The sequence below is a fragment of the Streptomyces sp. NPDC002276 genome, assembly GCF_053891435.1.
The window spans coordinates 491853-512138 of the sequence record NZ_JBSFCQ010000002.1 but is presented as its reverse complement, the minus strand read 5'-3'; the positions used below and the strand labels follow the sequence as shown (position 1 = coordinate 512138).

General features: G+C 69.6%; 18 protein-coding genes. 13 read left to right on the top strand and 5 right to left on the bottom strand.

Going from position 1 to position 20286, the window contains the following annotated elements:
• Positions 1-25: 25 nt before the first annotated feature.
• A complete protein-coding gene (gene glpX, locus ACWIHT_RS07470; RefSeq protein WP_019072737.1) occupies positions 26-1060 on the top strand; it encodes a class II fructose-bisphosphatase in 1035 nt (344 codons plus the stop codon).
• Positions 1061-1168: 108 nt separating this feature from the next.
• Here the strand turns inward: glpX and ACWIHT_RS07465 are convergent, their stop codons facing one another.
• Together ACWIHT_RS07465 and ACWIHT_RS07460 are read right to left on the bottom strand one after the other, a co-directional pair.
• Positions 1169-1543 (bottom strand): WhiB family transcriptional regulator, encoded by a 375-nt coding sequence (locus tag ACWIHT_RS07465; protein ID WP_262055890.1) that lies wholly within the window; start codon positions 1541-1543, stop codon positions 1169-1171.
• 173 nt (positions 1544-1716) lie between these two features.
• A complete protein-coding gene (locus ACWIHT_RS07460) occupies positions 1717-2433 on the bottom strand; it encodes a DUF1707 SHOCT-like domain-containing protein (RefSeq protein ID WP_456165382.1) in 717 nt (238 codons plus the stop codon).
• 179 nt (positions 2434-2612) lie between these two features.
• On the opposite strand from ACWIHT_RS07460, the gene ACWIHT_RS07455 reads away from it, so the two are divergent.
• From ACWIHT_RS07455 to ACWIHT_RS07425, 7 genes are all read left to right on the top strand, one after another.
• Positions 2613-4280 (top strand): fumarate hydratase, encoded by a 1668-nt coding sequence (locus tag ACWIHT_RS07455; protein WP_456165380.1) that lies wholly within the window; start codon positions 2613-2615, stop codon positions 4278-4280.
• A gap of 266 nt (positions 4281-4546) precedes the next feature.
• Positions 4547-4933, top strand: coding sequence for an SH3 domain-containing protein (locus tag ACWIHT_RS07450; protein WP_456165378.1), 387 nt, complete (start codon positions 4547-4549; stop codon positions 4931-4933).
• A 132-nt stretch (positions 4934-5065) separates the two neighbouring features.
• Positions 5066-5803 carry a DUF2690 domain-containing protein gene (locus tag ACWIHT_RS07445; protein ID WP_456165376.1) on the top strand — a complete coding sequence of 246 codons (738 nt, stop codon included), beginning with the start codon at positions 5066-5068 and terminating at the stop codon, positions 5801-5803.
• Between the two features lie 37 nt (positions 5804-5840).
• The gene (locus tag ACWIHT_RS07440; protein ID WP_456165374.1) at positions 5841-7226 is read left to right on the top strand and encodes a class II fumarate hydratase; all 1386 of its coding nucleotides are present in this window, start codon (positions 5841-5843) and stop codon (positions 7224-7226) included.
• Positions 7227-7298: 72 nt separating this feature from the next.
• Complete coding sequence (gene fomD, locus ACWIHT_RS07435) at positions 7299-7991, top strand: cytidylyl-2-hydroxypropylphosphonate hydrolase (protein WP_456165372.1); 693 nt, start codon at positions 7299-7301, stop codon at positions 7989-7991.
• 302 nt (positions 7992-8293) lie between these two features.
• On the top strand, positions 8294-10378 hold the full coding sequence (locus tag ACWIHT_RS07430) for a SpoIIE family protein phosphatase (RefSeq protein WP_456165370.1): 2085 nt from the start codon (positions 8294-8296) through the stop codon (positions 10376-10378).
• A 97-nt stretch (positions 10379-10475) separates the two neighbouring features.
• A complete protein-coding gene (locus ACWIHT_RS07425; RefSeq protein WP_456165368.1) occupies positions 10476-11933 on the top strand; it encodes a catalase in 1458 nt (485 codons plus the stop codon).
• Between the two features lie 58 nt (positions 11934-11991).
• Here ACWIHT_RS07425 and ACWIHT_RS07420 read toward each other — a convergent pair whose 3' ends face one another.
• Positions 11992-14319, bottom strand: coding sequence for a transglycosylase domain-containing protein (locus tag ACWIHT_RS07420; RefSeq protein WP_456165366.1), 2328 nt, complete (start codon positions 14317-14319; stop codon positions 11992-11994).
• 213 nt (positions 14320-14532) lie between these two features.
• Here ACWIHT_RS07420 and ACWIHT_RS07415 point away from each other — a divergent pair, with 213 nt between their 5' ends.
• The 5 genes from ACWIHT_RS07415 (at position 14533) to ACWIHT_RS07395 (ending at position 19398) form a co-directional block, all read left to right on the top strand.
• Positions 14533-15462 (top strand): SPFH domain-containing protein, encoded by a 930-nt coding sequence (locus ACWIHT_RS07415; RefSeq protein WP_456165364.1) that lies wholly within the window; start codon positions 14533-14535, stop codon positions 15460-15462.
• Positions 15459-15701 (top strand): hypothetical protein, encoded by a 243-nt coding sequence (locus tag ACWIHT_RS07410; RefSeq protein ID WP_093628922.1) that lies wholly within the window; start codon positions 15459-15461, stop codon positions 15699-15701. Before ACWIHT_RS07415 ends, ACWIHT_RS07410 begins: the two co-directional genes overlap by 4 nt.
• Before the next feature lie 105 nt (positions 15702-15806).
• Positions 15807-16331 carry a PadR family transcriptional regulator gene (locus ACWIHT_RS07405; RefSeq protein WP_456165362.1) on the top strand — a complete coding sequence of 175 codons (525 nt, stop codon included), beginning with the start codon at positions 15807-15809 and terminating at the stop codon, positions 16329-16331.
• Positions 16328-17020 (top strand): ABC transporter ATP-binding protein, encoded by a 693-nt coding sequence (locus tag ACWIHT_RS07400; RefSeq protein WP_456165360.1) that lies wholly within the window; start codon positions 16328-16330, stop codon positions 17018-17020. Before ACWIHT_RS07405 ends, ACWIHT_RS07400 begins: the two co-directional genes overlap by 4 nt.
• Entirely contained in the window at positions 17017-19398 is a 2382-nt protein-coding gene (locus tag ACWIHT_RS07395) for an ABC transporter permease (RefSeq protein ID WP_456165358.1), read from the top strand. Before ACWIHT_RS07400 ends, ACWIHT_RS07395 begins: the two co-directional genes overlap by 4 nt.
• A gap of 31 nt (positions 19399-19429) precedes the next feature.
• Here ACWIHT_RS07395 and ACWIHT_RS07390 read toward each other — a convergent pair whose 3' ends face one another.
• Together ACWIHT_RS07390 and ACWIHT_RS07385 are read right to left on the bottom strand one after the other, a co-directional pair.
• Complete coding sequence (locus tag ACWIHT_RS07390) at positions 19430-19858, bottom strand: hypothetical protein (RefSeq protein WP_026150674.1); 429 nt, start codon at positions 19856-19858, stop codon at positions 19430-19432.
• Between the two features lie 4 nt (positions 19859-19862).
• The gene (locus tag ACWIHT_RS07385; protein ID WP_093628918.1) at positions 19863-20222 is read right to left on the bottom strand and encodes a roadblock/LC7 domain-containing protein; all 360 of its coding nucleotides are present in this window, start codon (positions 20220-20222) and stop codon (positions 19863-19865) included.
• Positions 20223-20286: the final 64 nt, after the last annotated feature.

Genomic DNA, 20286 nt, shown 5'->3' with positions numbered 1-20286 from the left:
CGTCGTATCAGAAAGGTGCGCTCCGATGACCGAGCATCATCATCTGCCGTCCGAACTCGAAGTCCCCTCCGAGGCCCCCGACCGCAACCTCGCCCTGGAACTCGTCCGGGTGACCGAAGCCGCCGCGATGGCCGCGGGCCGCTGGGTCGGGCGCGGTGACAAGAACGGCGCCGACGGTGCCGCCGTGCGCGCCATGCGGACCCTCGTCTCCACCGTCTCGATGAACGGCGTCGTCGTCATCGGCGAGGGCGAGAAGGACGAGGCGCCGATGCTCTTCAACGGCGAGCGCGTCGGTGACGGGACCGGGCCCGAGTGCGACATCGCCGTCGATCCGATCGACGGGACCACCCTCAACGCCAAGGGCATGCCGAACGCGATCGCCGTGCTGGCCGCCGCGGACCGGGGTTCGATGTTCGACCCGTCCGCCGTGTTCTACATGGACAAGCTCGTCACCGGGCCCGAGGCGGCGGAGTTCGTCGACATCGAGGCGCCGATCTCGGTGAACGTCCGCCGGGTCGCCAAGGCGAAGCGGGTCACGCCCGAGGACGTCACCGTCGTCGTACTGGACCGGCCTCGGCACGACGGGATCATCAAGGAGATCCGGGAGACCGGTGCGCGGATCAAGCTGATCTCCGACGGCGATGTCGCGGGCTCGATCCTGGCGCTGCGCGAGGGCACCGGCGTCGATCTGCTGCTCGGTGTCGGCGGCACGCCCGAGGGCATCATCTCGGCCTGTGCCGTGAAGTGCCTCGGGGGCGTGATCCAGGGCAAGTTGTGGCCCAAGGACGACGCGGAGCGGCAGCGGGCGCTGGACGCGGGGCACGACCTGGACCGGGTGCTCACCACCAACGACCTGGTGTCGGGCGAGAACGTGTTCTTCGTCGCCACCGGGATCACGGACGGGGAGCTGCTGCGGGGCGTGCGGTACCGGTCGGAGACCGCGACCACCGACTCGATCGTGATGCGGTCGAAGTCCGGGACGGTGCGACGGATCGACTCGGAGCACCGGCTGAGCAAGCTGCGGGCGTACAGCGCGATCGACTTCGACCGGGCCAAGTAGCCACGCCACAACCAGAATCACAACTACAACCACAACCAGAACCACGACCACACAGTCGTACGTGAAAGAGGCGCCCCCGGTGCGGTGGGGGCGCCTCTTCTACGTCGGTCAGCCTGCCGCTGCTATGCGGCCCGCCGCCCTCGCCTTCTGGAGTTCCAGGTCGCGGCGGCGGCGCCTGGCCAGGACCACTCGGCGTTCGGCGGCGGTGAGGCCGCCCCAGACTCCGTAGGGCTCGGGTTGGAGCAGGGCGTGTTCTCGGCACTCGACCATGACCGGACAGCGCGCGCAGACGCGCTTGGCGGCGTCCTCGCGGGAGAGCCGGGCGGCGGTGGGTTCCTTGGAGGGTGCGAAGAACAGGCCGGCCTCGTCGCGCCGGCACACCGCTTCGGTGTGCCAGGGAGCGTCTTGGTCCCTGTCTCGCGCAGGCATCCGCTGGGCCGGAACAGCAGCTACCTGCAGGGACGAATGCGGCGGTTGCAGCACGGTCTACTCCTGACGACGGCTTCGCGAGCGAGAGACGATGCAGCAAGGCCTACCCGCTGTGCGCGCGCCTATGCACTGAGTTCCGAACCGCTGGTTTCCGTGTGCTTGTGCGCGTTGTCAGGGGCGGACCGGCGCGGACCGATCAGCTCCAGATGTGTCCCGATTCACAACCGTCAACGGTCCAGGTGCTTGCGCAAATTCTTGTCGACCTTGCGCTGAACCCGATCGAGAATGTCCGCAACGAGCTTGCCGCGCTTGGGTTTTGCCTCGATGTTTCCGAGTACGGCCCATCCGTCGACGTAGATCACGGGCGCGTCCGGCTCCAGTGAGTCGAGCGTGTCCACCTCGAAGTTGCCGAGGACGCCACCGCCGGTGCCGCGCAACGACACGTTCTCCGGGACGCGGATCTCGACGTTGCCGAACACCGAGATCGCCTTGATGACGACCTGCTGGTACTCGAAGATCGCCTCGCTGAGGTCGATCTCGACGCTGCCGAACACGGCGTACGCGTGCATCCGGCGGCCCGCGCGCCAGCGGCCCTTGCGCATGGCGGAGCTGAACACCGCCACCACGTGTCCGTCGGCCTCGGCCGGGATCGCGCCCTCCGTCGGACGGTTCGGCGCGGGGCTGTACGACGCGGCCGTCGCCCGGTGTCCATGGGCGGCCGGCAGATCCTGGATGAAGACCTCCAGCTCGCCGACCGTCTTGGCGCTCAGCACCCCCTCGACCCGCTCGGCGTGCTCGTCGGCGCTCAGCCGCCCCTCGGCCAGGGCGTCGCGCAGGATGTCGGCGATGCGGTCACGGTCGGCGTCCGAGGCGCGCAGCGCGGACGTGGTGGGCGCGGGCTGCGGGGCCGTGGGCGCGGCGGCGGGCTGCTTCTGAAGGTCCACGACAGCAGAGTACCGAAACGCGATAGATCGCGACTAGGGGTGTGGACAACGTTGGCGTGGCGCGGCCCACGGCGAACTGAGCCTTACCTCACAAGCTCGCTGTCAGCGGCAGGTTCTACGCTGGTGAGCGCCCGCCAGTGTCGGCGGGCGGCCGTCTGTCGAGTGAGGAATGGGCTGCGATGCCTGAGTTCGCGTACACCGATCTGCTCCCCATGGGAGAGGACACCACCCCGTACCGGCTGGTGACCTCCGAGGGTGTCTCCACCTTCGAGGCCGACGGGCGGACGTTCCTCAAGGTCGAGCCCGAGGCACTGCGCAAGCTCGCCGCCGAGGCGATCCACGACATCCAGCACTATCTGCGGCCGGCCCACCTCGCGCAGCTGCGCCGGATCATCGACGACCCCGAGGCGTCGAACAACGACAAGTTCGTGGCGCTGGACCTCCTGAAGAACGCGAACATCGCGGCGGCCGGTGTGCTGCCCATGTGCCAGGACACCGGTACGGCGATCGTCATGGGCAAGCGCGGGCAGAACGTCCTCACCGAAGGTGAGGACGAGAAGGCGCTCAGCAAGGGCATCTACGACGCGTACCTGAACCTGAACCTTCGGTACTCGCAGATGGCCCCGCTGACCATGTGGGACGAGAAGAACACCGGCTCGAACCTGCCCGCGCAGATCGAGCTGTACGCGACCGACGGCGGCGCCTACAAGTTCCTGTTCATGGCGAAGGGCGGCGGCTCGGCCAACAAGTCGTTCCTCTACCAGGAGACGAAGGCGGTCCTCAACGAGGGCTCCATGATGAAGTTCCTTGAGGAGAAGATCCGTTCGCTGGGTACGGCGGCCTGCCCGCCGTACCACCTGGCGATCGTGGTCGGCGGTACGAGCGCCGAGTACGCGCTGAAGACCGCGAAGTACGCCTCCGCGCACTACCTGGACGAGATCCCGGCCGAGGGTTCGGAGCTGGGGCACGGCTTCCGGGACAAGGACCTGGAGCAGAAGGTCTTCGAGCTGACGCAGCGGATCGGGATCGGGGCGCAGTTCGGCGGCAAGTACTTCTGCCACGACGTGCGGGTCGTCCGACTCCCCCGTCATGGCGCCTCGTGCCCCGTCGCCATCGCCGTGTCCTGCTCGGCCGACCGCCAGGCCGTCGCGAAGATCACCGCGGAAGGCGTGTTCCTGGAGCAGTTGGAGACGGACCCGGCGCGGTTCCTGCCGGAGACGACGGACGAGCACCTCGACGAGTCCGCCGACGTCGTCCGGATCGACCTCAACCAGCCCATGGACGACATCCTCGCCGAGCTGACCAAGTACCCGGTCAAGACCCGACTCTCGCTCTCCGGCCCGTTGGTCGTGGCCCGCGACATCGCGCACGCCAAGATCAAGGAGCGGCTCGACGCGGGCGAGGAGATGCCGCAGTACCTGAAGGACCACCCGGTGTACTACGCGGGCCCGGCGAAGACCCCCGAGGGGTACGCGTCCGGTTCCTTCGGTCCTACGACGGCCGGGCGCATGGACTCGTACGTGGAGCAGTTCCAGGCGGCGGGCGGCTCCAAGGTGATGCTCGCCAAGGGGAACCGCAGCAAACAGGTCACCGACGCGTGTGACGCGCACGGTGGTTTCTACCTCGGTTCGATCGGTGGGCCCGCGGCCAGGCTCGCGCAGGACTGCATCAAGAAGGTCGAGGTCGTCGAGTACGAGGAGCTCGGCATGGAGGCCGTCTGGAAGATCGAGGTCGAGGACTTCCCGGCGTTCGTCGTCGTCGACGACAAGGGCAACGACTTCTTCCAGAACCCGGCGCCTGAGCCGACGTTCACGCACATTCCGGTGCGGGGGCCTGGGTTGGTGTAGTGCGCCCGGGGTGGCCGGGGGTGGATTTCGCCCCCGCCGCCCCTACCCGTCCCGTCCTCCAGGGGGCTCCGCCCCCTGGACCCCCGGTCGGCCTGGACGGCCTCGTCCTCAGACGCCGGACGGGCTGACTACATCCCGCCGCACCAGATGTCGTCCCTCTTTGTCCCAGGGACACACGGGACGGCATCCCTGCCCGCTTTGCCGGAAACGCTCCGTACCGACAGGATCACACCCCGTGGTCCCCGGTCGACTCGGAGGAACCCCCCATGATCCGACGCACTCTGCGCAACGGCCTCGTGGCCGCGTTCGCGGCCGTCGCCCTCTTCCCCGCAGGAGCCGCAACAGCCGTCGCGGCCCCGGCCGCCCACCCGGCACACCCGACCCGGCACCACGTCACCCACCACCACGTCACCACCGCCCACACCTGGGGCAGCGTCACGACCCGCCACTCCACCCGCCTGAACGTCCGCTCCGGCCCCGGTACCGGCTACCGGATCGTCGGGACGCGGCCGGTCGGGCGGGCGTTGCCCATCGTCTGCGAGACGCGCGGCTCCGGTGTCTTCGGCAACCACCGCTGGTACAAGCTCCCGCACCACGAGGGCTACGTCTCCGCGCACTACGTCCGCGACCACAGCGCCGTCCGCTGGTGCTGACCCTCGGCTGACCGACGGTGTTCCCCGACGGGACGGTCCCGTACGTCCCGTCGGGGAACACCAGGTCAACACCCCTTCATATTCCGGCGACCCGGGTGTGGGCCCGCACCACCCCCGGGAAGGGAAGGCCCTGTGACGGTCGAGAGACAGCGGCTCCTGGCGGAACTCCACCTCCTCAAGCGGCGGACCGGGCTGAGCCTGGCCGCGCTGGCCTCCGTCACGCCGTACAGCAAGTCGACCTGGCACCGTTATCTGAACGGCGACCAGTTCCCGCCACGCGCCGCGGTCGAGGCGCTCGCCCGGCTCGCGGGAACCGACCCCGGCACGCTGCTCGCCCTGTGGGACACGGCGACCCGGGAACAGTCCAGGCCCATCGAACCTTCCGTCCCGTCCGTCCCGCCCGTACGCCCCCGTCGGCTGCGCGCTCCCGCCCGTGCCCTCGTCGCCCTCGCCGCGATGGCCACCACGGTCGCGGTCACCGCCGGGGCGGCCGACGTCCTCGACCGCGACACCGGGGCGGAGCCGTACGCGGCGGCCTCGTGCCGTGCCGGTGGCTGTCAGGGGGAGCTGCCGTCCGCCGGGACCTGCGCCCGGGACGCCCGTACGGAGAGCGTCGTGGCGCGGGCCGCCCAGGTCGTACGGCTCCGCTTCTCGCCGGCCTGCGCGACCGTCTGGTCGGAGGTGCGCACCCGGGTCGGCGGCGCGCGGGAGATCTCGATCAGGTCGGGGCGGGACGAGTTGTCCGCCGAGTATCCGGGCGACCGCTCGGACGGTTACAGCAGTCCGATGCTGGCCGCCGCGGACCCGCGCGGGGCGCAGGCGTGTGCCGAGGTGGGCGGCAGGCCCGTCTGCACGGCTCCGGACCACTGACCCGGAACATCCCCGCCCTCCCGGTCGATATACAGGTATGAGCGACTACCGCATCGAGCACGACTCCATGGGCGAGGTACAGGTCCCGGCGGACGCCAAGTGGCGCGCGCAGACGCAGCGTGCCGTGGAGAACTTCCCTATTTCCGGCCAGCGCATCGAGCGTGCCCACATCGAGGCGCTGGCCCGGATCAAGGGTGCCGCCGCCAAGGTGAACGCCGAACTGGGCGTGCTGGACAAGGACATCGCGGAGGCGATCCAGGAGGCGGCCCGTGAGGTCGCCGGCGGGGCGTGGGACGAGCACTTCCCGGTCGACGTGTTCCAGACGGGGTCCGGCACCTCGTCCAACATGAACGCCAACGAGGTGATCGCGACCCTCGCGACCGAGCGGCTCGGGCGCCCTGTGCATCCGAACGACCACGTCAACGCCTCGCAGTCGTCCAACGACGTCTTCCCGTCCAGCATTCACATCGCGGCCACCGGTGCGGTCATCCACGACCTCGTCCCCGCCCTGGAGCATCTCGCGGGCGCGCTCTCGCGCAAGGCCGTCGAGTTCGCCGATGTGGTGAAGTCAGGGCGGACGCATCTCATGGACGCCACGCCGGTGACGCTGGGGCAGGAGTTCGGCGGGTACGCGGCCCAAGTGCGGTACGGCGTCGAGCGGTTGCAGGCCTCGCTGCCGCGGCTGGCCGAACTGCCGCTGGGCGGGACCGCCGTCGGCACCGGGATCAACACCCCGCCCGGGTTCTCCGCCGCCGTGATCGCGGAGGTCGCCCTGGTCACCGGGCTGCCGCTCACCGAGGCGCGCGATCACTTCGAGGCGCAGGGTGCCCGGGACGGGATCGTCGAGACCAGCGGGCAGTTGCGGACCATCGCCGTGGGGCTGACGAAGATCGCGAACGATCTGCGGTGGATGGCGTCCGGGCCGCGCACCGGGCTGTCCGAGATCTCGCTGCCGGATCTTCAGCCGGGGTCCTCGATCATGCCCGGCAAGGTCAATCCGGTCATCCCGGAGGCCGTGCTGATGGTGGCCGCGCAGGTCGTCGGCAATGACGCGACCGTCGCCACCGCGGGGGCCGCGGGCAACTTCGAGCTCAATGTGATGCTGCCGGTGATCGCCAAGAATGTCCTGGAGTCGATCAGGCTGCTGGCCAATGTCTCGCGGCTGCTCGCCGACCGGACCGTGGACGGGATCGTCGCTCACCGGGAGCGTGCGCGCGAGTACGCCGAGTCGTCGCCGTCGGTCGTCACCCCGCTGAACAAGTACATCGGGTACGAGGAGGCCGCCAAGGTGGCCAAGAAAGCACTGGCGGAACGGAAGACGATCCGCCAAGTCGTGCTGGAGGGCGGCTATGTGGAGCGCGGTGATCTGACGGTCGTCCAACTCGACGAAGCCCTCGATGTCCTGCGGATGACGCGTCCGTAACCAATTGTCGCCATGGCGAGAACCGTGACGCGCGCCGCAGCGTCGTATGCCCGGGGCACCTAATATCTGTTCATGGCAGACGGTGGAGCGGTGAGAGCGGTGGAAGCGGGTACGTCTACGGCCTTCTGGGCGCCCGGGAGTCAGATCCTGTGGCGCTATCGGGAGAACGCCGGACCGCGCTTCCACATCGCCCGCCCCGTCACGGTCGTCCGCGACGACGAGGAGTTGCTCGCGGTCTGGATGGCGCCCGGCACCGAGTGTGTGAGGCCGGTGCTCGCGGACGGCACGTCGGTGCACGTGGAGCCGCTGGAGACGCGGTACACCAAGCCGCGCACGGTCCAGCGCGACCACTGGTTCGGGACCGGGGTGCTGAAGCTGGCGCGGCCCGGTGAGCCGTGGTCGGTGTGGCTGTTCTGGGAGCCGGGATGGCGGTTCAAGAACTGGTACGTGAACCTTGAGGAACCGCTGGCCCGTTGGGCGGGCGGGGTCGACTCCGAGGACCACTTCCTGGACATCACCGTGGAGCCGGACCGGAGTTGGGAGTGGCGTGACGAGGACGAGTTCGCGCAGGCCCAGCGGGACGGGCTGATGGATCCCCAACTCGCCGAGCGGGTACGGAAAGCGGGCTGGTCCGCGGTGGAGACGATCCGCGCGTGGGGTCCGCCGTTCTCGGATGGTTGGCAGCACTGGCGCCCGGATCCGTCCTGGGCTGTACCTTCACTTCCGGAGGACTGGGACCGCACCCCCGCGCACATGTCCACATGAGACCCTTGATGCGCCCCCGGTACGCAACCGTAGGATCGTCCTCCGCAAGGGCACCGCGACAACTCCCGGCGCGTGTACCGGGACTGACCAGATGTCACCGAGGGGCGGCAGGACGTGAGCGAGGGGTACGAGGGCAACACCGGCGACACCGGTCCTGAGGGCCGTCGGCCCACCGGTGGCACAGGAACAGCCTCTGACCACGCGGGAATTCCGTTCCTGGGGCACGTATTCCGGGTATCGGCATTTCGGCGGGACGAACCGTACGTACAGCGTGCGGTCCCGGACGGACGGATTCGACACGCGTGACGGAGCACCCCACCTCTTTCGAGCGCCCACAGGGCGCCGACCCCACGGACTCCCGTGGGGCGCTTCTGCGTACCCCGACGCCGCCGCCAAGGCCGTCCGGTGCCCCGGCCTTACCGGCTCAGGCACGCACCGGTGAGCCGTCCTCGGCGCCGGGTACGAGCACGTCCCGCGCCAAGGGGAAGGACCCGGCAGGTACCCCTGTGAAGCCCGACACCGCAGGTGGCTCCGAGCACTCCCAGCCCTCGGCCGCCGAACCCGACGCCCACCGTCCGCGTCCCGCGCCCGAGGGCATCCCGGCCCAGCCGGGCCCCGACTCCGCCGCCAAGGAGCGCCGTACGGGACAGGGGCTGCCCCCGGGCGGTCCCATGCCGATGCGGCGGGACGGGGACCGGCTGCGCTTCGTGGGCGCCGCGACCCGGCGGATCGCCCGCGGAATCGACCTGGACGAGATCGTGATGGGGCTGTGCCGGGCGACCGTGCCGACCTTCTCGGACGCGATCCTGGTCTATCTGCGCGACCCGCTGCCCGTCGGCGACGAACGGCCCACGGGTCCCGTCGTGCTGCGGCTGCGCCGTACCGACCGGATCCCGGAGGAGCGGGACACGGAGAACGGCTTCATGCCCGCGCTCCAGCCCGAGCAGCCGTCCGAACTGTCGGCGGTCACCGCCGAGTTGTGCGAGGTCAGGCCCGGCGGCGCGCTGAACGAGGTGCTGCGGGGCGTCCGGCCGGTGTTCGCGGACTCGCCCGCCGCGCGCGCCGCGCTGCCCGAACTGCTCGGCGAGGGCGGCGAGTTGATCGTCCCGGCCGGACAGCGGGCGATCCTCGCGCCGCTGCGCGGCCGGCGCCGGGTGATCGGCGCCGCGCTCTTCCTGCGCCGCCCCGAGCGCATGGCCTTCGAGGCCGACGACCTGCTCGTCGCCGCCCAACTCGCCACGCACAGCGCCCTGGGCATCGACAAGGCGGTCCTCTACGGCCGTGAGGCGTACATCGCCGACGAGTTGCAGCGCACCATGCTTCCCGAGACCCTGCCGCGCCCCACCGGCGTGCGGCTGGCCTCCCGCTACCTCCCGGCCGCCGAGACCGCCCGGGTCGGCGGCGACTGGTACGACGCGATCCCGCTGCCCGGCAGCCGGGTCGCTCTCGTGGTCGGCGACGTCATGGGGCATTCCATGACATCGGCCGCGATCATGGGCCAACTCCGCACCACCGCACAGACGTTGGCGGGTCTCGACCTGCCCCCGCAGGAGGTCCTGCACCACCTCGACGAACAGGCCCAGCGCCTCGGCACCGACCGCATGGCGACCTGCCTCTACGCGGTCTACGACCCGGTCTCGCACCGCATCACGATCGCCAACGCGGGCCATCCGCCACCGGTGTTGCTGCATCTGGGCGGCCGGGCCGAGGTCCTGCGGGTGCCGCCCGGCGCCCCGATCGGTGTCGGCGGCGTCGACTTCGAGGCCGTGGAGCTGGACGCCCCGGCGGGCGCGACCCTGCTCCTCTACACGGACGGGCTGGTCGAGTCGCGGCTGCGGGACGTGTGGACCGGGATAGAGCAGCTGCGCGAGAAGCTGGCCGCGGTCGCGCAGCTCACCGGACCGGATCACCCGCCGCCCCTTGAGGCCCTGTGCGACGAGGTGCTCGACATGCTCGGCCCGGGCGACCGGGACGACGACATCGCGCTGCTCGCCGCCCGCTTCGACGGGATCGCGCCGAGCGATGTCGCGTACTGGTTCCTCGACCCGGAGGACTCGGCGCCCGGCCAGGCCCGACGGCTGGCCCGGCGGGCGCTGGCCCGCTGGGGCATGGAGGACATGAGCGACTCGGTGGAGCTGCTGGTCAGCGAGGTCGTGACGAACGCCGTGCGGTACGCCTCGCGGCCGGTCACGCTCCGGCTGCTGCGCACCGACGTGCTGCGCTGCGAGGTCGGCGACGACGTGCCCCAGCTGCCCAGGCTGCGGCAGGCGCGGGCCACGGACGAGGGCGGGCGCGGGCTCTACCTGGTCAACAAACTGGCCCGTCGGTGGGGAGCGACCCGGCTCAGCACCGGAAAGGTGGTCTGGTTCGAACTGAACCGGAATTAGACCCCGTCCAAAAGTTGCCGAGGTACCAGCGTGGGAGTTGACTGCTGGGGTACGCGAAGCGAAAGCGACCTACTTTCTTCCGAACAGGAGGACGCTCGTGACGCAGGCACCCCAGCACACTCCGTACACCACGAACAACGTCGGCATCCCGGTGGAGAGCGACGAACACTCGCTCACCGTCGGAGCCGACGGCCCGATCCTGCTCCAGGACCACTACCTCATCGAGAAGATGGCCCAGTTCAACCGGGAACGGGTCCCCGAGCGGGTGGTGCACGCCAAGGGCAGCGGAGCCTACGGCTTCTTCGAAGTCACCAACGACATCAGCCAGTTCACCCGGGCCGACCTCTTCCAGCCCGGCAGACGCACCGAGATGCTGGCCCGGTTCTCCACCGTGGCCGGTGAGCAGGGCTCGCCCGACACCTGGCGCGACCCGCGCGGCTTCGCCCTCAAGTTCTATACGGAACACGGCAATTACGACCTGGTGGGCAACAACACCCCGGTCTTCTTCGTCCGCGACACCATCAAGTTCCAGGACTTCATCCGCTCGCAGAAGCGCCACCCGGCGACCGGGCTGCGCAGCAACGACATGCAGTGGGACTTCTGGACCCTCTCCCCCGAGTCGGCACACCAGGTGACCTGGCTGATGGGCGACCGCGGCATCCCGAAGACGTACCGCCACATGAACGGCTACGGCTCCCACACCTACATGTGGATCAACGGCGCCGGTGAGCGGTTCTGGGTCAAGTACCACTTCAAGACCGACCAGGGTATCGAGTACCTCACCCAGGCCGAGGCCGACGAACTGGCCGGGCAGGACGGCGACAAGCACCGCCGTGACCTGCACGAGTCGATCGAGTCCGGGAACGCGCCGAGCTGGACCCTGAAGGTCCAGATCATGCCGTTCGAGGACGCGGCGGACTACCGCTTCAACCCCTTCGACCTGACGAAGGTGTGGCCGCACGGGGACTATCCGCTGATCGACGTCGGCCGGATGACGCTGAACCGGAACCCGGACGACTACTTCGTCCATATCGAGCAGGCCGCCTTCGAGCCCTCGAACCTGGTCCCGGGCATCGGCCCTTCCCCAGACAAGATGCTGCTGGGCCGGCTGTTCTCCTACCCGGACACCCACCGGTACCGGATCGGCCCCAACTACGCCCAGCTGCCGCCGAATCGGCCGCACGCACCGGTCAACTCCTATGCCAAGGACGGCCCGATGCGGTACGAGGCGTCCAACACCGCCCGCCCGTACGCCCCGAACTCCTACGGCGGTCCCGCCGCCGACTACGCGCGGTTCGGCGACCCGGCGAGCTGGCAGACGGCCGGTGAACTCGTGCGCGAGGCAACCAAGTCGCACCGCGAGGACGACGACTTCGGCCAAGCCGGCACGATGGTCCGCGAGGTCCTGGACGACGCGGCCCGCGACCGGCTGGTGTCGAACGTCACCGGCCACCTGAAGTCGGACGTCTCCCGCTCGGTCCTCGACCGCGCCCTGCGCTACTGGCAGAACGTGGACAAGGAGCTGGGCGACCGGATCGCCGCCAACTTCGAGTAACGGCAAGCAAAAAGGGCGCCCGGCGATGAGCCGGGCGCCCTTCCGCTCGTACGACCCGCTACTGGCCGAACTGATCGAGCGGCTCGCCGGTGTCGCCGTCGCCCGGTGTCGTCGGGGTCGGATTGGTCGTCGGCGTCGGGGTGGGGGTCGGGGTCGGCGTGGGCGTCGGGGTCGGCGTGGGCGACTCCGTCGTCGGGGTCGGCGACGGACTCTTCGTCGTCGGCGTCGCGGACGGCGTCACCGACACGGTCGCGCTCGGGGTCGGTGTGAAGTCCGGCTCGACGGCCGCGCCCTGGTCGGTGTCCAGGTCGAACTTGCTGTTCGCCTTGGTCACTCCGAACATGTACGTCGCCCAGATCTGCGCCGGGTAGCCACCACCGTTGATACGGCCGCCGCCCGCGGTGATCAGGCCGGTCGCGCCGGTCAGCGGAACCTGCGCCCCGCTGCCCTTCTTCTCGCCGAACAGGCCCACCGAGGTGACCAGGTCGGGCGTGTACCCGGTGAACCAGGCCGACAGGTTGTTGTCGGACGTACCCGTCTTGCCCGCGACCTGCTGCCCGTCGCGCTTGCTGTTCTCGGCCACCGACACCTTCGCCGTACCGTCGTCGACCACACCGGTCAGCACCGAGGACACCGTGTCGGCGGCCTCACGCGGGATGACCTGGGCGCCGATCGGGTTCGGCATGGTGACCGTGCGCGTGTTGTGCGACACCGACTTGACGATCGCCGGGGTGACCTTCCGGCCGTGGTTGTCGAAGGTGGCGTAGACGCCGGCCATCTCCATCGGGCTCGCGCCCATGGTGCCCAGGGTCTGCGCGGGCAGGGCCCTCAGGTCGCCGGGGTCCATGCCCAGCTGCTCGGCGGTCTTCTTCACCTTGTCCATGCCGACGTCGACACCGAGCTGCGCGAAGACGGAGTTGATCGACTTGTTCATCGCCGTCTGCACCGTGACCGGACCGTAGTTCTGGTCGTCCTCGTTCTCCGGCGCGAAGGCGACGTCGCTGCCCACGACCGGACGCTTGCTGGTGCCGTCGTAGAGGGTGTTGGCGGCGATCGTCTTGCCGGACTGCGTCTTGGCGTCGTCCGCGAGGGCCGCCGCGAGGATCACCGGCTTGAACGTGGACGCGGGCTGGTAGTCGGTGCGGGTGGCGTTGTTCCTGAAGTGCTGGGTGTAGCCCACACCGCCGTACATCGCCACGACCGCGCCCGTCTTGGGGTCCACGGACACCGCGCCCGGCTGGACGTTCCCGTCGACCTTGCGCTTCTTGGCGTCGAGCTTGCTGGTCAGCTGGGACTTGACCGACTTCTCCAGCTGGGCCTGCTTCTTCTTGTCGATGTTGAGCGTGATCGTCCAGCCGCCCGCGTCGACCAGCGCCTCGGCCTCCTTGGTGTTGGCGGCCTGGCCACTGGAGATCAGCTGCTTCTCCAGCGCCGCGTTGGCCTCGGTCACCAGGTAGCCGTTCTGCCCCTCCATGCCGGCCTCGGCCTTGGGCGCCTTGGGGGTCGGGAACGTCATCTGCTGACGCTTGGCGGAGCTGAGCCAGTTCTGCCCGACCATGTTGTCCAGCACGTAGTTCCAGCGCGCCTTCACCAGCTGCTTGCCGGTGTCGGTGGCTATCGCCCAGTCGTACTGGTTCGGCGCCTGGAGCAGCGCGGCGAGATAGGCGCCCTGCTCGACCGAGAGCTTCCTCGCGTCGACCTGGTAGTAGGCCTGGGCGGCGGCCTGGATGCCGTAGGCGCCGCGGCCGTAGTAACTGGTGTTGATGTACCCGGCGAGGATGTAGTCCTTGGACTTCTCGCGGTCCAGCTTCAGCGAGATGACCAGTTCCTTCAGCTTGCGCGTGACGGTCTGGTCCTGCGTCAGGTAGTAGTTCTTGACGTACTGCTGGGTGATCGTCGAACCGCCCTGCGCGCCCTTGCCGGACAGCGTGTTGAGCAGGCCGCGCGCGGTGCCCTTGAGGTCGACGCCGGCGTCGTTGTAGAAGGTCTTGTTCTCGGCGGCGACGAAGGTCTCCTGGACGGCCTTCGGGACCTGCGAGAGGTCCACGTTCTCCCGGTTGACCTGGCCCCTGCGGGTCAGGATCGAGCCGTCGCTGTACTTGTAGACGTTGCTCTGGAGCTTCGCGGTCGCGTTGCCCTCGGGGATGCTGATCATCATGTAGAGCACGATGAACGCGCCGATGCCGAGCAGGCAGAAGCCGAGGAACGTGCCGAGGATCTTCTTCCAGGTGAAGAGTCTGCGTATGAAGCTCTTACCGCTCTTGCCGCTCGTGGCGCTCGTGGCGCTCGTGGCGCCGCCGGCTTCCGCTCCTGACGAGCGGCGGGTCTTGGGCGCAGCGCGGCGGCCACCGCGTTGTCGCGCTCGTCGCTCTTCCGCTCGTCCCATGAGTCCGTCTGCTCCGCTTCCGTCTCGTCCGTGCCTGCGAGTCAGCTCAGAAAGCTAACACCGCCAGTTGTGACAAAGGTCTGCCGATCCTGTCTTTTACGGACGTGAGAATCAGCACCTGTTCCCAACGGAACCGACGTACGAACGGGGTTGAGGGTTGCCGTGCAGGGGTAAAGTGATATCAGATTGCTAGAACCGAGATATGGGGGAAACATGGCCACGGACTCACCCACGGCGGACGTACCCGAGATGCCCGCCCCGCGTGTGCGCGAGTTCGCCGCGCACAGCATCGGCGGCGCGCTGGCGCTGGCCCTCGGACTGGCCGGGCTGCTGCTCTCCGCCGGACTGCTCGCCGGCGCCACCGCGGTCACCGCGCCCGGCGGCAAGGCCGCGCTGATCGTCGGCGGCCTCCTCGTCTTCCTGGCCGCGGTCATCGCGATGCGCGGGCTGAACACGGTGGCGCCGGGCGAGGCGCGGGTCGTGCAGCTCTTCGGGCGGTACCGGGGGACCATCCGGCAGGACGGGCTGCGCTGGGTGAACCCGTTCACCTCACGCACCAAGATCTCCACCCGGGTCCGCAACCACGAGACCGCGGTCCTCAAGGTCAACGACGCCTACGGCAACCCGATCGAGCTGGCCGCGGTCATGGTGTGGAAGGTCCGCGACACCGCGCAGGCCACCTTCGAGGTGGACGACTACAGCGACTTCGTCGCCATCCAGACCGAGGCGGCCGTACGGCACATCGCCATCGAGTACCCCTACGACTCCCACGACGAGGGCGGGCTGTCGCTGCGCGGCAACGCCGAGGAGATCACCGAGAAGCTGGTCCTCGAACTGAGCGCGCGCGTCGAGGCGGCCGGTGTCCGGATCATCGAGTCCCGCTTCACGCATCTCGCGTACGCGCCCGAGATCGCCTCGGCGATGCTCCAGCGGCAGCAGGCCGGGGCGGTGGTCGCGGCCCGGCGGCAGATCGTGGACGGGGCGGTCGGGATGGTCGAGGCGGCACTGGCCCGGATCACCGAGCGGGACATCGTGGAGCTGGACTCCGAGCGGAAGGCGGCGATGGTGTCCAACCTGCTGGTGGTGCTGTGCGGGGACCGGGCACCGCAGCCGGTGCTCAACACTGGGACCCTCTACCAGTGACAGACCCTTCCGAGCCCTCCGGGGCGAAGCGCCGGCCGCAGCAGGAGCGCAAGCAGGTGCTGCTGCGGCTGGACCCCGCGGTCTACGAGGCCGTCGCGCGGTGGGCCGGGGACGAACTGCGGTCCGCCAACGCGCAGATCGAGTTCCTGCTGCGGCGCGCTCTCGCGGAGGCGGGGCGGCTGCCGGGCGAGGCGGGGCCGCTGCCCAGAAGGGGCAGGCCACCCCGGCCGCCCCAGTGACAGAACCGTGACAATCGGCCCCCACCTGCGGGGCCGTACCCCCGGCCATGATCTACACACCGTGCGTATACATACCGGGTATACCCCGTGTGTAGAGTGCTCCGCATGTCCATCGGTCACACCCTTCTGGGGCTCCTTGAGTCCGGCCCGTGCCACGGTTACGACCTGAAGCGGGCCTTCGACGAGAAGTTCGGTCACGACCGGCCGCTGCACTACGGCCAGGTCTACTCGACGATGTCCCGCCTGCTGAAGAACGGCCTCGTCGAGGTCGACGGCATCGAGGCCGGCGGCGGTCCCGAGCGCAAGCGGTACGCGATCACCGACGCCGGGATCACCGACGTACAGCAGTGGCTCGCGACGCCGGAGAAGCCCGAGCCGTATCTGCAGTCGACGCTCTACACCAAGGTCGTTCTCGCGCTGCTCACGCACCGGAACGCGGCGGAGATCCTCGATGTGCAGCGCTCCGAGCATCTGCGCGGCATGCGGATCCTGACCGACCGCAAGCGCACGGGCGATCTCGCGGACCAGCTGATCTGCGACCACGCCCTGTTCCATCTGGAGGCCGACCTGCGGTGGCTCGAACTCACCGCCGCGCGCCTCGACAAACTCGCCGAGGTGGTGGCCAAGTGACGACACATCCCGCCGGTTCCCTGCTCGCGGCCCACGAGCTGCGCAAGGCCTACGGGCCGACGACCGCGCTCGACGGCGCCGAGTTCTCCATCCACCCCGGTGAGGTGGTCGCCGTGATGGGCCCCTCCGGGTCCGGGAAGTCGACGCTGCTGCACTGTCTCGCCGGGATCGTGCCGCCCGACTCGGGCTCGATCCTTTACAACGGGCAGGAGATGGCGACGATGAGCGACGCCCAGCGCAGCGCGCTGCGCCGCTCGGAGTTCGGGTTCGTGTTCCAGTTCGGCCAGTTGGTGCCCGAGCTGACCTGTGTCGAGAACGTCGCGCTGCCGCTGCGGCTGAACGGCACCCACCGCAAGGAGGCCGAGCGGACCGCGCTCGGCTGGATGGAACGGCTTGAGGTCGACGACCTCGCCAAGAAGCGGCCCGGTGAGGTCTCCGGCGGACAGGGGCAGCGCGTCGCCGTCGCCCGCTCGCTGGTCACCAGCCCACGCGTGCTGTTCGCCGACGAGCCGACCGGCGCGCTCGACTCGCTCAACGGCGAGCGCGTGATGGAGCTGCTGACCGAGGCCGCCCGGTCCACCAACGCGGCCGTCGTGCTCGTCACGCACGAGGCGCGGGTCGCCGCCTACTCGGACCGCGAGATCGTCGTACGGGACGGCAAGTCCAGGGACATGGAGCGCATCGTATGAACCTGCGATGGGGGCACCGCCCGCGCGAGCGAAGCCGAGCGTGGGGGAGGGCCGCCGATCTGGCCATGGGGGTGCGGTTCGCCTTCGGCGGCGGACGCGAGGGGTGGGTCCGGGCCGTGCTGACGGCGGTCGGCGTCGGGCTCGGGGTGGCACTGCTGCTGCTCACCACCGCGCTGCCGAACGCGCTGTCGAACCGCGACGCACGCGGCAACGCCCGGCAGGACTTCACCTACAGCGGGAAGCAGTTGCCGAAGGCGGACAACACCCTCGTCATCGCCAACTCCGACACCACGTTCCGCGACAAGGACGTACGCGGCCGGCTGCTGGAGCCGGACGGCACCAAGGCGCCGCTGCCGCCGGGGCTCACGAAGTTCCCCACGACGGGCGAGATGGTCGTCTCCCCCGCACTCGACGAACTCCTCAAGTCCGGCGGCGGAAAGCTGCTGCGCGAGCGGCTGCCCTACAAGATCACCGGCATCATCGCGCGGACCGGGCTCATTGGACCCGCCGAACTCGCCTACTACGCGGGCGGCAAGGACCTCTTGCAGCACCGGAACGGCAGCAATGTCGAGCGCATCAACTACTTCGGGCCCTCCGCCTACAGCACGCCGGACCAGCTCGACCCGATCCTCCTGCTGCTGCTCCTGATCGTCTTCATCGTGCTGCTGCTGCCGGTCGGCGTGTTCATCGCGGCGGCCGTACGCTTCGGCGGCGACCGCCGGGACCAACGGCTCGCGGCGCTGCGCCTGGTCGGCGCGGACGGGCGCATGGCACGCCGGATCGCGGGCGGCGAGGCGCTCGCGGGGGCGCTCCTCGGACTCGTCCTCGGCACCGGATTCTTCCTGGTGGGGCGGCAGTTGGCGTCGCTGTTCGAGGTGCATGACATCAGCATGTTCCCGAGCGACCTCAACCCCTCGCCGCTGCTCGCCCTCGCCGTGGCTCTCGCCGTACCGGCCGCGGCCGTCGTGGTGACCCTCCTCGCGCTGCGCGGGGTCGTCATCGAACCGCTCGGGGTGGTCCGCAAGGCGAAGCCGCCCAGGCGCCGGCTGTGGTGGCGGCTGCTGATGCCACTGGCCGGCCTCGCGATGCTCTACCCGATGATCGGCCAGGGCGGCACCAACGGGAACTTCAACCAGTGGCTGGTGATCGGCGGCACGGTCCTGCTGCTCGTCGGCATCACCGCCCTGCTGCCGTGGATCGTGGAGGCCACCGTGGCCCGGCTGAACTCCGGCTCGGTGTCCTGGCAACTCGCCGTCCGCAGGCTCCAGTTGAGCAGCGGTACGGCCGCCCGCATGGTCAACGGCATCGCGGTCGCGGTGGCCGGTGCGATCGCGCTCCAGATGCTGTTCGCCGGCGTCGAGGGCGACTACACCAAGCGGACCGGCAACGACGTGAACCGGGCCCAGGTCGAGGTCTCCGTCGACGGCGGCACCTCGCTGGCCCAGGCCGACGGGCAGCTCGCCCGGACCAAGGGCGTACGGCGGACGTCGGCCGTCTCCCTCACCACGATCGCCGACCGGGCCAAGGACCCGGACGGCTCGGTGGAGGTCGCCGTCGGCAGCTGCGCCGAACTGCGGGAGGTGGCCCGTCTGACGGGCTGCCGCGACGGTGACATCTTCCGGATCAGCGCCGGCGGCACCAACGCCGACGCCGACAGCCAGACGGCAGAGACCGCCAAGGCGGGCCGGACGGTGTACTTCGACCCGTCGTACAGCTCGTCACCGGCCCACACCGTGGCCTGGAAGGTCCCCGCGGGCCTGAAGACGGCGGCCCACCGCGAGGACCCGACCGGTTACGCCCGCGACGGACTGCTGATCACCTCGGGCGCGCTGCCCGCGAACGCGGTGAAGAGCCTCGACCAGAAGGTCTACGTCACGCTGGACGACTCGGTGCCGGACGCGACCGACTACGTGCGCAACACGGCCGCGAAGCTCGACCCGCTGGCCGACGTGTTCACCCTGGCGGCCACCCGGCAGTCGGCGCAGTTCACGTCCATCCGCACCGGGCTGCTGGTCGGCGCCACCTGTGTCCTCGTCCTCATCGGGGCCAGCCTGCTGGTGTCGCAGCTGGAGCAGCTGCGCGAGCGCAGGAAGCTGCTGTCGGCGCTGGTCGCCTTCGGCACCCGGCGGCGCACGCTGAGCCTGTCGGTGCTGTGGCAGACGGCGATCCCGATCGGCCTGGGCCTGGCCCTGGCCTCGGCGGTGGGGCTGACACTGGGCTCGGTGCTGCTGAAGATGACGTCGTCGCCGGTGGTCATCGACTGGGCGAGCGTGCTGATGATGTCCGGCATCGGCGGGGCGGTCGTCCTGGCGGTGACCCTGCTCAGCCTGCCGCCACTGCTGCGCATGATGCGGCCGGACGGGCTGCGCACGGAGTGAGGGCCCGTCCGCAGCCGTCCGCCCGCCCTCGTCAGAGCCCGTACTCCCGCACCACGCGCCGGACTTGGGCGAAGAGCATGCCCACGTTCACCGACTTGCGGCAGACCACCACGGCGACCACGTCCTGTTGCTCGGTCATCCGCACGAACAGATGGGTGAGGTTCTCGCTGTTGACGAGGATCTCCTGGAAGTAGTGGTGGTCACTGGTGATCCCGCGACGCTCTTTGAAGACGTCCTCGATCATCGCGACCGTCCGGCCCTGGAACAGGTCGAGGGTCGCACCCGCCAGCAGGTCGAGGACCTCTGGCGGGTGGTTGTCGATGGTCTCGTACGACAGCAGCATGCCGGTGGACATGTCGACCACGCCCGAGGCCACACAGTCGGGGGCATCGGTCCGGAGGGTTTTGACCAGGCCCATCACCTGGTCGGAGAATCCTGGGGTCATACGCTTCGTCGCCATCCCTTCACACTCCTTCTGATGCCTTCTCGGTGAGGATCGACTCGATCCGGTCGAGCGTCGGCCGGGCCGCCAGATGCAGCCGGTCCACGTCCATCCCCTCGTCGCCGAGCACCACCATCAGCGCGGTGTCGCCGACGGCGTACGTCGCGGCGCAGCCGTGACTTCCGTACGTCACCGTCTGGCGCAGCGTGCCGCGGTCGGTGGCCGCGGCGGTGCGCCGGGCCAGGCCCAGGCCGGCCGCGGCGAGCGCGGCGAGGGCCTCCGGGTCGATCGAGTCGGCGGTGTCGGCCGCGATGAGCAGTCCGTCGGCCGCCGTGACCGCGGTGTCGGTGATTCCGGTCACCTGTTCCCGCAGTGTGCGCATTTCCAATGTCAGGGCTTTGTGATCCACTTACTCAACTCCCCTAAAACTGATCGCATTTGGTCGT